Below are 12,672 nucleotides of genomic sequence, written 5' to 3'. Positions count from 1 at the left end.
GGGCGGCTGCGCGGGCGGCGCCTGCCAGCCGGGCCGCCCTCCTGCATCGAATCCTGCCATCTCCTCGCGCTCCGTGGGCCTCTCCGGCGCGGGTTCGCCGGAGAGGCCTCCTGGGCCGAGGACATCAGGGCCCGTCGGAGCCGGGCGCAAGCCCCCGACGGCGTCCGCGCGAGGACGGAGGGGGTGAGGCACCGCCGCCTCGTCAAGGCGCTCCTGCTCGCCGTAGGGTGTGGGTATGGACCCCACCGCCTTCCCCCGCCCCGAGACCGGACGAGCCGCCCGCTTGGCGTGCCGCGAGGCGCGGGGCCGCGCATGCTGACCGCCGTCGCAGGGGTCGCCGGGCTGCTGATCATCGCCCTCGTCCTCGGCCTGCTGGCGGGGATGTCACGGCACGGGACGCTGCCGCCCAACGGGACCTTCGGCATCCGGACCCGGGCGACCAGAGCCTCCGAGGCCGCGTGGCGCGCGGGCCATCGGGCCGCCGCGAGGCGCATGAAGCTCGCGGTGTGGATCGCCCTGATCTGCGCCGCGCTGGTGATGACCACAGCGATCCTGCTGCCCACCACCAGCGAGGTCGGGGACCTGCCGGTCTTCGTGGTCCTGATGGTCTCCTACGGGCTCCTGATCGTGTGCATGATCTTCATCGGCCGGGCCGCCAACAAGGCCGCCCGGCGGGCCCAGCGGGAAGCCCTTGACACGGCCTGAAAGCGAGCGGGTACAGTGAAGGTGATGCAAAAGTGACGTAGGTCACTGGACCTCCCGGGTCCCGCCTCCCGCGTCGCGCCGCCGGACCGAGGAGGCCCACCCATGCGCATCGTCATCACCCAGAACATGACCCTCGACGGGCGGATCGAAATGCTCACCGGCTGGTTCGACCCCTCGTCCCAGGATCAGGACCTCGCCGAGGAGATCCGTGAGCAGAGCGCCGAGGAGGAGGTCCTCCTGCTCGGTCGCCGGACCTTCTGCGACTTCCGGGGTTACTGGCCGCACCAGACGGAGGATCCGACCGGCGTCGCCCGGCACCTCGACCGGGTGGACAAGCGGGTCGTATCCGGCACGCTGACGGATCCCGAGTGGGAGAACTCGAGCATCGTCGCGGGCGATCCGCTGCGGGCGGTCCGCGAGCTGCGGGAGCGGCCGGGCGGCGACGTCGTCGTGACCGGCAGCATCCGGCTCGCCCACGCGATCATCGAGGCCGACCTGGCGGATGAGTACCGGATCTTCACCTATCCCGCCTGGCAGGGGAGCGGGCGGGGGTTCTTCCCCGAGGGGTACGAGGTGCCGCCGCTGGGACTGCTGCGGGCGACGTCGTTCCTCGGCGGCGTCACCTACGCCGCCTACGAACCGGAGCCCCGGCCGTGAGCGCGCGTCGTCTCGGGGCCCCGCGTCCGGAAGCCGCTTCTGGGCGGGCCGCCCCTTGCCGTCCGGGCGGCGCCCGCCGACGGGCCGCCGCCCTGTCGGGTGCCGCCCGCCGGCCGGGCGCCGCCGCCTGGGCCACGATCCGCCGCCCGAGGCCGACGCCGCGTGCGGCCTCCTCCACGGGAAGGGACGCGTCATGGGCCGTCTGATCTACTCCGTCATCTCCTCGCTGGACGGTTTCATCTCCGACCGGCAGGGGAACTTCGACTGGGCGATGCCGGACGAGGAGGTCCACCGCTACGCCAACGCCGAGCTCCACCGGGTCTCCACCCATCTCTACGGCCGCCGCATGTACGAGCTGATGATCCCGTGGGAGACCGATCCCGACATCGCGGACTCCTCGGGAGCGGCGGCCGAGTTCGCGCAGATCTGGCAGGACGCGGACAAGGTGGTCTTCTCCACGACCCTCGAGCGGCCGCTCACCCGCCGCACGACGCTGGAGCGCAGCTTCGACCCCGCGCGGGTCCGCGAGATCGCCGACCGCGCCGAGGGCGACGTGACGATCGACGGCCCGACGCTGGCCGCCCACGCCCTGCGCGCCGGGATCGTGGACGAGGTGCACCAGGTGCTGTTCCCGATCGTCATCGGGGACGGCCTCGCGGTCTACCCCGCGGACCTCCGGCTGGACCTCGAGCTGATCGACCACCGGCGGTTCGCCGGCGGCGCGGTGGCGGTGCGCTACCGCACCCTCGTCGCCGAAGGAGCGCCGTCGTGACCGGATCCGACGAGTTCATCCGCACCACCCGCTTCATCCCCGTGCCGCCGGCCGCGATCTTCGAGATCCTCCGGGACCCGGAGCGGCACCCGGAGACCGAGCCCGGCCACTGGGTGCGCGAGGCCATCGACCCGGCCCCGCTCGCCGAGGTGGGGCAGGTCTTCGGCATGAACATGTACCTGGAGCAGGCCGGCGGCCCCTACGTGATGCACAACCGCGTCGCCGAGTTCGAGGAGGGCCGGCTGATCGCCTGGCAGCCGGGCCAGCTCGACGACGACGGCCGGCTCGAGCTGGGCGGCTGGCTCTGGCGCTACGAGCTCACCCCGGTCGAGGGCGGCACCGCGGTGGCGCTCACCTACGACTGGAGCCGGGTGCCCCGGCGGACGCGCGAGGAGTTCGGCGGCCGGATGCCCCCGTTCGACCCCGTGCTGTTCGACGAGTCCCTGGAGGCCCTGGCCCGCGCCGTGAGGGGGTGAGTTCAGCCCGCCCCGGCCCCCACCAGCGGCGGCGCGCTGCTCAGCGGCTTGCCGCGCAGCTCCGGCAGGGTGAAGGCGGCCACCGCGGCCACGGCGAAGGCCAGGGCGAAGATCGAGAAGAGCAGCACGGGCCCGCCGACGCCGAGCACGGGCGGGACCATCAGCGGCGCGATGATGGACGCGATCCGCCCGAACCCCGCGGCGGCCCCCGTCCCGGTCCCGCGCACGCTGGTGGGGTACAGCTCGGGCCCGATCGCGTAGAGCGCGCCCCACGCCCCGAGGTTGAAGAAGGAGAGCGTGCAGCCGGCGGCGATGATCGCCCACTCCACCGAGGCCAGGCCGTACAGCCCCGCGGCCGCGGCCGAGCCGATGAGGAAGAGCGCCAGGGTCGGGCGGCGGCCCCACCGCTCGATGAGGTACGCGGAGACCGCGTAGCCGGGCAGCTGGGCCAGGGTGATGATCAGGGTGAACGTGAACGACTTGACCAGGGTGAAGCCCTGCGCGTGGAGCAGCGAGGGGATCCAGATGAAGGCGCCGTAGTAGGAGAGGTTGATGCAGAACCAGATGGTCCACAGCGCGATGGTCCGGCGGCGCAGCGGATCCGACCAGATGGAGGGCTTGGCGGACGACGCCGCGGTCTCCGGCCCGGGGGCCGCGCGCCCGGAATCCGACGCCGCCGCTCTCGCCGTCGTATCGGCCGATGCCCGGGCGTCCGACTGCGCCGCGGCGCCCGCCGTCGCAGTCCCGGAAGCGCCGGGAGAGCGCCGGACGTCTCCGTCCTCAGCCTCCCGCCCCTCCTCGGCCGCGGCCTCCTCGAAGGAGCGCACCACCCGCTCCGCCTCGGCGTGCCGCCCCTTCGACTCCAGGTAGCGCACCGACTCGGGCAGGCCCAGGCGGATCACCAGGGCGTAGGCCGCCGGGATGCAGCCCAGGGCCAGCGCCCACCGCCACCCCTCGTCCGAGGCGGAGACCACGAAGGCGCCGATCGCCGCGGCGGCGACCCAGCCCACGGCCCAGAACGCCTCGAGGAAGACGACCATGCGCCCGCGGATGCGCCGCGGGGAGAACTCGGAGATCAGCGTCGAGGCGACCGGCAGCTCGGCGCCCAGACCCAGCCCGACGACGAAGCGCAGCGCCATCAGCACGGCCAGGCCGGTCGCGAGGGCGGAGGCGCCGGTGGCCAGTCCGTAGATCAGCAGCGTGAGCGCGAAGACCTGGCGGCGACCGATCCGGTCGGCCAGCAGGCCGCCCAGGGTGGCACCCAGGGCCATGCCGATGAAGCCGATGGAGCCCAGCCAGGAGGCCTCCGTGGCGGTGAGCCCCCAGTGTGCGGTGAGCGCGGCCATGATGAAGGAGATCAGCCCCACGTCCATGGCATCCAGGGCCCAGCCCACGCCAGAGCCGGTGAGGAGACGGAGGTGCTTGCGGGTGACGGGCAGCTCGTCCAGGCGTTCGTGGCGCGTCGTCTGGGGCACGGGAGGACCTTTCGCACGGCGGGGAGCGGATCTCCCCGTGAGTTCGTGTCAAAAGTACCTTAAGGCGTCCGGCGGTGCTGTGATCGTCCTCACTTCCCGGGATCGCGGTCGCGCCGCCGCTTCCACGCGACCAGTGCGATGGAGACCGGTACGGAGGCCACGGCGACCCCCGCGATCACCCAAGGACTCACCCCGGGGTCGTAATGGTTCAGCAGGACCTGGGCCCCGAAGGTCGCGACGAAGACGCACAGCAGGACCAGGAGTACGGAGGATCGATCCTTGAAGGGCACGGCGGTCTCCGGGGGTCGGGTGCGGTGGGCTCCACCCTAGCCCACCCCCGGCCTGCCAGGGAGCCCAGGGCGGGATGAAAAAAGCCTTGTGATCTGTGCCACTCTGACGACTAAGATGAGCTCATCACTCACACCGGTGCCCGCCAGATGACGGGGCTGCCCCGGACGTGTCCCTCGACATGGAGCAGGACGTACTCGATGAGCAATCGCGACAAATCAATGCACGAGCTGGTGGGGGAGCTGAGAACCTCCCTCAACCACCGCCCCTCCCCGCACCGGCGCAACGGCACCGACTACTGGGTCTTCGGGCTGGCCGGAACCATCGCCGTCGCCTTCATCGTGTGGGGCTTCGTATCGCCCACGGGGCTGGGCGGCGTGGCGGACAGCGCGCTCAGCTGGGTCATCACCAACACCGGCTGGCTGTTCATCATCGCCGCGACGGTCTTCGCGATCTTCGCCCTCACGGTGGCCGTGAGCCGCTTCGGCCGCATCCCGCTGGGTCAGGACGGGGAGGGGCCCCAGTTCAGCACGCCGTCGTGGATCTCGATGATGTTCGCGACCGGCATGGGCATCGGCCTGGTGTTCTACGGCGTCGGCGAGCCGCTGTTCTTCTACATGTCCCCTCCGCCCGGCACCGTGGACGGGCAGTCGGACGCCGCCGTGAGCACGGCGATGGGCACGACGCTGTTCCACTGGACCCTCTACCCGTGGGCCATGTACGCGATCGTGGGCCTGGGCATGGCCTACAGCACCTACCGGCTGGGTCGCTCGCAGCTGTTCTCCTCGATGTTCACCTCCCTCTTCGGCGAGCGCCTCGTCAACGGCTGGGGCGGGCGCGTCATCAACATCCTCGCGATCCTCGCGACGCTGTTCGGCTCCGCGTGCTCCCTGGGCCTGGGCGCCCTCCAGATCGGCGGCGGCCTGCAGTCCACCGGCATCACGGGGCAGGTCAGCTCCGGTCTGCTGGTGGTCGTCATCGCGATCCTGACGGCCCTGTTCGTCGCCTCGGCGGTCTCCGGCATCGAGCGCGGCATCCAGTGGCTGTCCAACATCAACATGGTCCTCGCCGTGATCCTGGCCGTCATCGTCTTCGTCGGCGGCCCGACGTTGTTCATCCTCAACGTCATCCCCAACGCGGTCGGCTCCTTCATCGGCGACCTGCCGCAGATGGCCTCCCGCACGGCGGCGGCCGGCGACGAGACCCTGGCGGAGTGGATGTCCACCTGGACCGTCTTCTACTGGGCCTGGTGGGTCTCCTGGACCCCCTTCGTGGGCCTGTTCATCGCCCGCATCTCCCGCGGCCGCACGATCCGCCAGTTCGTCACCGGCGTGCTGCTCGTCCCCTCGGGCGTGACGCTGCTGTGGTTCTCGATCTTCGGCGGCGGGGCGATCGGCATCCAGGAGCGGGCCGAGCGCTCGGGGGACATGGGCAGCGCCCTGGCCGACATCGTGGACGGCGCTCCGGACATCAACTTCGACCTGATCCTGTTCGACATGCTCAACCACCTGCCCGTCCCCGGCTGGGTGGTCACGATCCTCATGGTGGTCACCGTCATCCTCATCGCCATCTTCTTCGTCACGGGAGCCGACTCCGCCTCGATCGTGATGGGTGCGCTGAGCGAGCACGGCGCCGAGGAGCCGACTAAGAAGGCCGTGATCTTCTGGGGCGTCGCGACCGGATTCGTGGCGGCGGTGATGCTGCTCGCCGGCGGAGACGAGCCGGCGGCAGCCCTCAACGGGCTGAAGAACATCACGATCGTCTCGGCTCTGCCCTTCGTGGTCGTGATGCTGGTGCTCTGCGTGGCGATCTGGAAGGACCTCAGCCGGGACCCGCTGATCCTGCAGGGCAAGGTGGTCCGGGAGATGCTGAAGCAGTCCGTGGCGGCGGGCGTGGAGCAGCACGAGGGCGGGGAGTTCGGGCTGGTGACCCACCCGACGGGTCCCATCCCCACGGTGCGGGTGCCGGGCCGGCCGCCCGAGTCCGCGGAGACCACGGTGGAGGTGTCCGAACCGGTCGACGGGAAGGAATAGGGACGGTCCCGCTCCGCAGGACCCGCGGAGCGGGCCGCCTGCGGACGGTCGGGCCGGCGGAGAGGGGCGTCGCGGAGGCACCGCGGCGCTCCTCTGCGTCCTCTCGCTCCGAGGAGGCGGGCGCCCGGCGAGGCACGGCGGAAAGCTGGGAAAACGCCGTGAACTCGCCAGCAGGCCCCGGCGCCTGTTGCCCCGCTCTGCGCTCTCCCGCACAATATGGGGACCGGCCGCGAACGGTAGGAATCTCGCGGCCGAAGAAAGGAATGATGGAGATACCCGGGGACAGTCCCGAGCACAGTACGTACCCTCTGCCGAACCAGAGCGCGAGAGATCAGCGCAGCGGTAGGGGGTGCACACCTTGGAAGTGATCTCGCTCCTGATCGCCGCCGTCCTCATCGCGGCCTGCGGTCTGTTCGTCGCCGCCGAGTTCTCGCTCATCACGGTCAACCGCAACGCCGTCAAGGACGCCGCCGAGTCCGGTGACCGCAGGGCCCAGGGGGTCCTGAAGGGGATGAACACCCTCTCGACCCAGCTCTCCGGCGCCCAGCTCGGCATCACCCTGACCAACCTCAGCATCGGATTCCTCGCCGAGCCCGCCATCGCGGCGCTGGTCGCCGGGCCGCTCGAGTCGGCGGGGCTCTCCGCCGTGGCGGCGCGCAGCGTCTCCGTGGTCACCGCGCTGGCGCTGGCCACCTTCCTCACCATGATCTTCGGCGAGCTCGTGCCCAAGAACCTGGCCATCGCCAAGCCCATGGGCACCGCGCGGGCCGTCACCGGCTTCCAGCGGGGCTTCAGCTTCGCGACCATGCCGCTGCTGGCGTTCTTCAACGGCACCGCCAACCGGATCGTGCGGGCGCTCGGCGTCGAGCCCAAGGAGGAGCTCGCCTCGGCGCGCTCGCCCGAGGAGCTGGTGACGCTGGTGCGCCACTCCGCCCGTCAGGGCGTGCTCTCCGAGGACGTCGCGGACCTGCTGCAGCGCTCGGTGGCCTTCGGCAGCCGCCGCGGGCACGACGCGATGACCCCGCGCTCGCGGATGGTCGGCGTCGAGCCCGGGGACACCGTGGCCGAGGCCCTGGACCTCGCGGCGCGGACCGGGCACTCGCGCTTCCCCGTGATGGACCACGAGGGCCGCGGGGTCCTCGGCCTGGTCCACATCCGCCGGGCCCTGGCGGTGCCGTACTCGCAGCGCACCGAGGTGCGCGCCGAGGAGATCATGGAGGCCGCCACCGTGGTGCCGGACACCGCCGAGCTGGACGACCTCATGGACACCCTGCGCGAGGGCGGCCTGCAGATGGCCGTCCTGATCGACGAGACGGGCGACGTCGCCGGCATGCTCACGCTGGAGGACCTGGTGGAGGAGATCGTGGGCGACGTCGTCGACGAGCACGACCCGCAGGACCCGGCCGTCGAGAGGCTCGACGCCGCGGGCTGGAGGCTCGACGGCGCCCTGCGGCCCGACGAGGCCACCGAGGCCCTCGGCTGCCACGTGCCGGAGAGCCCCGAGTACGAGACGCTCGCGGGGTTCCTGACCCTGCACCTGGGCAGGATCGCGGAGGAGGGCGACGCGGTCTCCGTGGAGACCGAGCCGCGCAACGGCCTGCCCGCCACCCTGCTGACCCTCACGGTCGAGGCGATGGACGGGGCGCGCATCGCCTCGGTGATCGCCTCTACCTCCCCGGCCCCGATCGAGGAGGGCGCTCGCTGATGGACCTGTTCGGAATCATCGCCACCGTCGTGCTTCTGGTGGCCAACTTCTTCTTCGTCGGCGCCGAGTTCTCGCTCATCGCCGCGCGGCGCAGCGTCGTCGAGCCCAAGGCCCTGGAAGGCGGGCGCCCGGCGCGGATGACCTTGTGGGCCATCGAGAACGTCTCGCTCATGATGGCCGGCGCGCAGCTGGGCATCACCGTCTGCTCCCTGGCGCTGGGCTGGGTCACCAAGCCCATGGTCCAGTACGCGATCGAGGGGCCGCTGGAGTCGTGGGGCGTGCCCGCCGCGATGATCAGCGTGATCTCCTATGCGGTCGCGCTGGCGGTGGTCACCTACCTGCACGTGGTGCTGGGGGAGATGGTGCCCAAGAACATCGCCCTGGCCGGGCCGGAGCGGATGGCTTTGGTCCTCGGGCCGGTGCTGGTCGTCGTCGTGCGCGTGCTGCAGCCGGTGCTGTGGCTGATGAACGCGACCGGCAACGGCATCCTGCGGATGTTCGGGGTCCAGCCGAAGAACGAGGTGACCAGCACCTTCACCCGGGACGAGGTCGCCGGGCTGGTCGAGGAGTCACGCGAGGGCGGTCTGCTGGACCGCCGGGACGAGCGGCTCCTGCTGGGCGCGCTGACCTTCGAGAGCCGGGACATCAGCTCGGTGGTCATCCCGATCGGCCGGGTCACGATCCTGCCGGAGACGGCGACCCCGGCCCAGGTCGAGGACGCCGCGGTGGAGGGCTTCTCCCGCTACCCGCTGCGGGCCGAGACCGGGGAGCTGACCGGCTACGTCCACATCAAGGACGTCATCGCGATGCCCGGGCCGCAGCGGCACCTTCCGCTGGAGCGCGGCAAGGTCCGCGAGCTGCCGGTCTTCGCCCTCGACGAGTCGGTGGGGCCGGCCCTGCGCCTGATGCAGCGGGAGGGCGCCCACCTGGCCCTGGTCCGCGACGCCGGGACGGGGGAGATCGCGGGCATGGTGACGCTCGAGGACATGCTCGAGGAGCTGGTGGGCCAGATCCGGGACGACTCCCGGACGGCGGCCGTGTAGGCGGGAGCGGGGCGTGCGGGGCCGGTGCGCCGGCCCCGCCCCCATGCCGCGACGACGTCGTGCCCGGGGCCGGAGGATCGGCCCCGGGCACGACGCCGTCATGGGAGGCGGCCGCCCCGTTCTAGGCGGTCTCGGCGCCGGCCTCGTCCTGCCCGGCGGGGCGGCCCGCGCCCGGCGCGAAGTCCTCCACGTACTGCCGGATCATCCGGTCGATGCTCCGGTCCCGCACGAAGCCCAGCTCCAGCATCCGCTGGACCTCGAACTCCCCGGGCCACGAGCACACGATGTCCATGACGGACCGGTCCGGCGCGTCGTCGACCAGGGAGCGGGCCTGATCGCCGCCGATCCGCTCCAGCGCGTCGAGCATCTCCCCGACCGTCACGCAGATGCCGGGCACGTTCATCCCGCGCCACGGGCCGATCCGCTCGCCGTCGACCTCCAGCGCGTGCGCCAGGTTGGCCACCGCGGCGCGCGGGGAGGAGAGCCACATGCGGGTGGCGTGCGGGACGGGGCACACGGCCCGCTCACCGTTCAGGGGCTCCCGGATGATCCCGCTGGCGAAGGAGGACGCCGCGGAGTTCGGCCGCCCGGGCCGCACCGAGATCGTGGGCAGGCGGCAGATGCGCCCGTCCACGTGGCCCCGCCGCGAGTACTCGTTGACCAGCAGCTCGCCCACGGCCTTGGTCGCGCCGTAGGTCGAGTCGGGCTGCTCGGCCCACTCCTCGGGGACCACCTCGGGCGGGTCCCCGCCGAAGACGGCGAGCGAGCTGGTGAACACCAGCCGGGGCGCCGTCCCGAGGCGGCGCGCGGCCTCGAGCAGGGCGCGGGTGCCGTCCACGTTGACGCGCAGAGCCAGGTCGAAGTTCTCCTCCGAGCCGCCCGAGAGCACCGCCGCCAGATGGTAGATCCCGAGGACGTCCTCGTCCACCTCCCGGTCCAGCAGCTCCGGCGAGGCCACGTCCCCGACCACGGAGCTCACCCGCGGGTCCGCGACTGGGCACTCGGCCAGGTCCAGGGAGACGATCCGGTCGAAGGGGATCGGCGGCTCGCCGGCGTCGAGGCGCCGCAGCAGCAGCTCGATGAGCCGGCTGCCCAGGAAACCGGCCCCGCCGGTGACGATGATCTTCATGGAAGCTCCTATCTCGATGGTCTGCTGATGGTCGTCGCGGCTGGTTCAGAGGTCTGCGGCGTCGGGGTCTCGTCCGCCTCGGCGTCGGCATCGCCCGGGAACTCCCGCGCGGCGCGCTCGCTCTGCTCCAGGTGGGCGGTCATCGCGGCGGCGGCCCCGGCGGCGTCGTGCCTCTCCAGGGCCAGCAGGATCTCCCCGTGCCAGTGGACGGCGTCCGCGCGCACGCTGCGGTGGGAGGAGGTGCGCAGCCGGACGGCGCGCAGGACCTGCTCCAGCGGCTCGTAGGCCGCGGCGAGGAACTCGTTGCGGGCGGCGGCGATGACCGTGCGGTGGAAGTTGAGGTCCGCCTCCGCCGACGGCGCGGGGTCGGGGTCATCGAGGGACTCGCGCATCCGGTCGAGCAGCTCGCGCAGCCGCCGCAGCTCGCCCGAGCGGATCCGCTCGGCGGCCAGCGCCGCCGTGCCCGCCTCGATCACCCGCCGGGACTCCATGAGCGAGCGGGTCAGCTCCCCGGCGTCCCCGACCAGGCGTCCGCGCAGGGTCATCACGTCGGGGTCCAGCGCGGACCAGCGGGAGGGCGGCGCGACCCGGTTGCGCCGTCCCTGCCGCACCTCGACGACCCCGCGGGCGCTGAGGTCCTTGACGGCCTCGCGGATGGTCAGCCGGGAGACGTCGTAGCCCTGGGCGAGGGCGGCCTCGGCGGGCATCTCCTCGCCGATCCGGTAGCGGCCCGCGCCGATGTCGTCCAGGATCCGCCGGGTGACCTGCTCTGACATCGTCATGGGGACTCCTCGCCGGACCGTGCGCCGCATCGCGCACCTGTGTGCATTGACACACACCAGATTAGCAATACACTTATCAGATATCTGACAGGTGCGACCTCCGCGTCGCACTCCGGCCGAAATCAACGAGGATTTCCCATGACCACTACCACCCTGGTGCTGCTCGGCTTGGCCGCCGTCGCCGCCATCCTGGCCCTGATCATCAAAGCCAGGGCGCATCCCTTCCTGGCCCTGCTCATCGTCTCCGTGGGACTCGCCCTGGTGGCCGGGATCCCGCTCGAGGAGGTCGTACCGGTCCTGACCGAGGGGATGGGCAGCACCCTCGGCTCGGTCGCGCTGATCGTCACGCTGGGGGCGATGCTCGGCCGCATCATCGAGATGTCCGGCGGCGCCGACGTGCTGGCCAAGAAGATGCTCGAGGTCTTCGGCCCGCGGCGCGCGCCCTGGGCGCTCGGCGTCGCGAGCTTCCTGTTCGGCATCCCCGTGTTCGTCGACGTCGCGCTGATCGTGCTGATCCCCATCGTGATGTCCGTGGCGCGGCGGCTCGGCGGCAACATGCTGACCTACGCCCTCCCCACGGTCATGGCCCTGCTGACCGTCCACGTGATCCTCCCGCCGCACCCCGGCATCGTCGGAGGCGCGGAGGTCATGGGCGCCGACGTCGGGATGGTCCTCCTGCTCGGGCTGGTCCCGGCGGTCCTGATGTGGCTCTTCTCGCAGGTGGCCAGCGGGTTCGTGCAGAAGCGCGTGTTCTCCCGGGTCCCCGAGTTCCAGGCCGCGGGGACGGCCGCCGGCGGAGCCTCCGCGGAGGCCGAGGACCGGAAGGGCTCCTCCGGGGAGGACCGAGAAGGGCAGCCTGCCGCCACACACTCCTCGCCGATCGTGGAGAACCCGCCGAGCGTGGGCCTCGTCCTGGCCATGATCCTCACGCCCCTGGTGCTGATCATGGCCCAGACGATCACCGCCCTGGTGCTCCCGGAGGGCGACGCCGTCCGCAACTTCTTCGCGCTGGTGGGCGCGTCCCCCATGGCCCTGCTGATCGGCGTGGTTCTGGCCCTCGTCCTCCTGGGCTACCGCCGCGGCTGGGGCCTGGGCAAGGCCGAGGAGATCATCAACTCCTCCCTGCCCCCGATCGCCGCGGTCATCCTCATCACCGGCGCGGGCGGGACCTTCGGCCACGTGCTCTCCGAGACCGGCGTGGCCGGCGCCGTCGCGGACGTCCTGGCGGGCTCCGGGCTGCCGATCGTGGTCCTGGCCTACCTCATGGCGGCGCTGATCCGCGCGGCCCAGGGCTCGGCCACGGTCGCGGTGCTGACCGCCGCCCCGCTCATCGCCCCGCTCGCCGCGCAGACGGGGCTGGCCCCGCTGCAGATCGCGCTGGTCACGATCACGATCGGCATCGGATCGATGGCGCTGTCCCACGTCAACGACTCGCTGTTCTGGGTCTGGAGCCGATACTTCCAGGTCGGCACCGCGACGGCCCTGAAGTCGTACACCGTCCTCACGACCTCGACCTCCCTGGTGGGCTTCGTCGTCGTGTGCGCCCTCTGGCCGCTCGTGGCCCTCGCCGCCTGACCCTCCCCGCCCGCCGCCCCGCCCCGCTTCCG

At 71.9% G+C, this 12,672-nt stretch carries 12 protein-coding genes; 8 read left to right on the top strand and 4 right to left on the bottom strand.

Going from position 1 to position 12,672, the window contains the following annotated elements; translation table 11 throughout:
* Positions 1 to 312 precede the first annotated feature (312 nt).
* From EWV39_RS13760 to EWV39_RS02545, 4 genes are all read left to right on the top strand, one after another.
* The gene (locus EWV39_RS13760) at positions 313 to 705 is read left to right on the top strand and encodes an SdpI family protein (RefSeq protein ID WP_165313093.1); all 393 of its coding nucleotides are present in this window, start codon (positions 313 to 315) and stop codon (positions 703 to 705) included.
* A 102-nt stretch (positions 706 to 807) separates the two neighbouring features.
* Positions 808 to 1,362 (top strand): dihydrofolate reductase family protein, encoded by a 555-nt coding sequence (locus EWV39_RS02555; protein WP_129656715.1) that lies wholly within the window; start codon positions 808 to 810, stop codon positions 1,360 to 1,362.
* Between the two features lie 193 nt (positions 1,363 to 1,555).
* The gene (locus EWV39_RS02550) at positions 1,556 to 2,134 is read left to right on the top strand and encodes a dihydrofolate reductase family protein (RefSeq protein WP_129656714.1); all 579 of its coding nucleotides are present in this window, start codon (positions 1,556 to 1,558) and stop codon (positions 2,132 to 2,134) included.
* Positions 2,131 to 2,610 carry an SRPBCC family protein gene (locus EWV39_RS02545; RefSeq protein WP_202864872.1) on the top strand — a complete coding sequence of 160 codons (480 nt, stop codon included), beginning with the start codon at positions 2,131 to 2,133 and terminating at the stop codon, positions 2,608 to 2,610. The genes EWV39_RS02550 and EWV39_RS02545 overlap by 4 nt, the downstream gene beginning before the upstream one ends.
* Positions 2,611 to 2,612: 2 nt before the next feature.
* Here the strand turns inward: EWV39_RS02545 and EWV39_RS02540 are convergent, their stop codons facing one another.
* Positions 2,613 to 4,085, bottom strand: coding sequence for an MFS transporter (locus EWV39_RS02540; RefSeq protein ID WP_238147972.1), 1,473 nt, complete (start codon positions 4,083 to 4,085; stop codon positions 2,613 to 2,615).
* Positions 4,086 to 4,174: 89 nt separating this feature from the next.
* Positions 4,175 to 4,375, bottom strand: coding sequence for a hypothetical protein (locus EWV39_RS02535; protein WP_129656713.1), 201 nt, complete (start codon positions 4,373 to 4,375; stop codon positions 4,175 to 4,177).
* 198 nt (positions 4,376 to 4,573) lie between these two features.
* Here EWV39_RS02535 and EWV39_RS02530 point away from each other — a divergent pair, with 198 nt between their 5' ends.
* The 3 genes from EWV39_RS02530 to EWV39_RS02520 all read left to right on the top strand — a co-directional run bounded on the left by EWV39_RS02530 (position 4,574) and on the right by EWV39_RS02520 (position 9,154).
* Positions 4,574 to 6,406 carry a BCCT family transporter gene (locus EWV39_RS02530; RefSeq protein ID WP_129656712.1) on the top strand — a complete coding sequence of 611 codons (1,833 nt, stop codon included), beginning with the start codon at positions 4,574 to 4,576 and terminating at the stop codon, positions 6,404 to 6,406.
* Between the two features lie 358 nt (positions 6,407 to 6,764).
* Positions 6,765 to 8,111, top strand: a complete 1,347-nt coding sequence (locus EWV39_RS02525) for a hemolysin family protein (protein ID WP_129657317.1) — start codon at positions 6,765 to 6,767, stop codon at positions 8,109 to 8,111.
* Positions 8,111 to 9,154, top strand: coding sequence for a hemolysin family protein (locus EWV39_RS02520; RefSeq protein ID WP_129656711.1), 1,044 nt, complete (start codon positions 8,111 to 8,113; stop codon positions 9,152 to 9,154). Before EWV39_RS02525 ends, EWV39_RS02520 begins: the two co-directional genes overlap by 1 nt.
* A gap of 121 nt (positions 9,155 to 9,275) precedes the next feature.
* Here the strand turns inward: EWV39_RS02520 and denD are convergent, their stop codons facing one another.
* Together denD and EWV39_RS02510 are read right to left on the bottom strand one after the other, a co-directional pair.
* Positions 9,276 to 10,283, bottom strand: a complete 1,008-nt coding sequence (denD, locus tag EWV39_RS02515; protein WP_129656710.1) for a D-erythronate dehydrogenase — start codon at positions 10,281 to 10,283, stop codon at positions 9,276 to 9,278.
* A gap of 8 nt (positions 10,284 to 10,291) precedes the next feature.
* The gene (locus EWV39_RS02510; protein WP_165313091.1) at positions 10,292 to 11,065 is read right to left on the bottom strand and encodes a FadR/GntR family transcriptional regulator; all 774 of its coding nucleotides are present in this window, start codon (positions 11,063 to 11,065) and stop codon (positions 10,292 to 10,294) included.
* Between the two features lie 138 nt (positions 11,066 to 11,203).
* Between EWV39_RS02510 and EWV39_RS02505 the strand changes: the two genes are divergently transcribed.
* Positions 11,204 to 12,640 (top strand): GntT/GntP/DsdX family permease, encoded by a 1,437-nt coding sequence (locus tag EWV39_RS02505; protein WP_129656708.1) that lies wholly within the window; start codon positions 11,204 to 11,206, stop codon positions 12,638 to 12,640.
* The last annotated feature ends 32 nt before the right edge of the window (positions 12,641 to 12,672 follow it).

Origin of the sequence: Rothia halotolerans, from assembly GCF_004136635.1 — a bacterium.
Classification (GTDB): Bacteria; Actinomycetota; Actinomycetes; order Actinomycetales; family Micrococcaceae; genus Rothia; species Rothia halotolerans.
The sequence above is the reverse complement of the archived record's forward strand: the minus strand, read 5'-3'. Positions and strand labels throughout refer to the sequence as shown.

Bases quoted from the DNA above. Each gene is read 5' to 3' on its own strand.
- EWV39_RS13760 (WP_165313093.1), top strand. From the start codon at position 313: ATGCTGACCGCCGTCGCAGGGGTCGCCGGGCTGCTGATCATCGCCCTC.
- EWV39_RS02555 (WP_129656715.1), top strand. From the start codon at position 808: ATGCGCATCGTCATCACCCAGAACATGACCCTCGACGGGCGGATCGAA.
- EWV39_RS02550 (WP_129656714.1), top strand. From the start codon at position 1,556: ATGGGCCGTCTGATCTACTCCGTCATCTCCTCGCTGGACGGTTTCATC.
- EWV39_RS02530 (WP_129656712.1), top strand. From the start codon at position 4,574: ATGAGCAATCGCGACAAATCAATGCACGAGCTGGTGGGGGAGCTGAGA.
- EWV39_RS02520 (WP_129656711.1), top strand. From the start codon at position 8,111: ATGGACCTGTTCGGAATCATCGCCACCGTCGTGCTTCTGGTGGCCAAC.
- denD (WP_129656710.1), bottom strand. From the start codon at position 10,283: ATGAAGATCATCGTCACCGGCGGGGCCGGTTTCCTGGGCAGCCGGCTC.
- EWV39_RS02510 (WP_165313091.1), bottom strand. From the start codon at position 11,065: ATGACGATGTCAGAGCAGGTCACCCGGCGGATCCTGGACGACATCGGC.
- EWV39_RS02505 (WP_129656708.1), top strand. From the start codon at position 11,204: ATGACCACTACCACCCTGGTGCTGCTCGGCTTGGCCGCCGTCGCCGCC.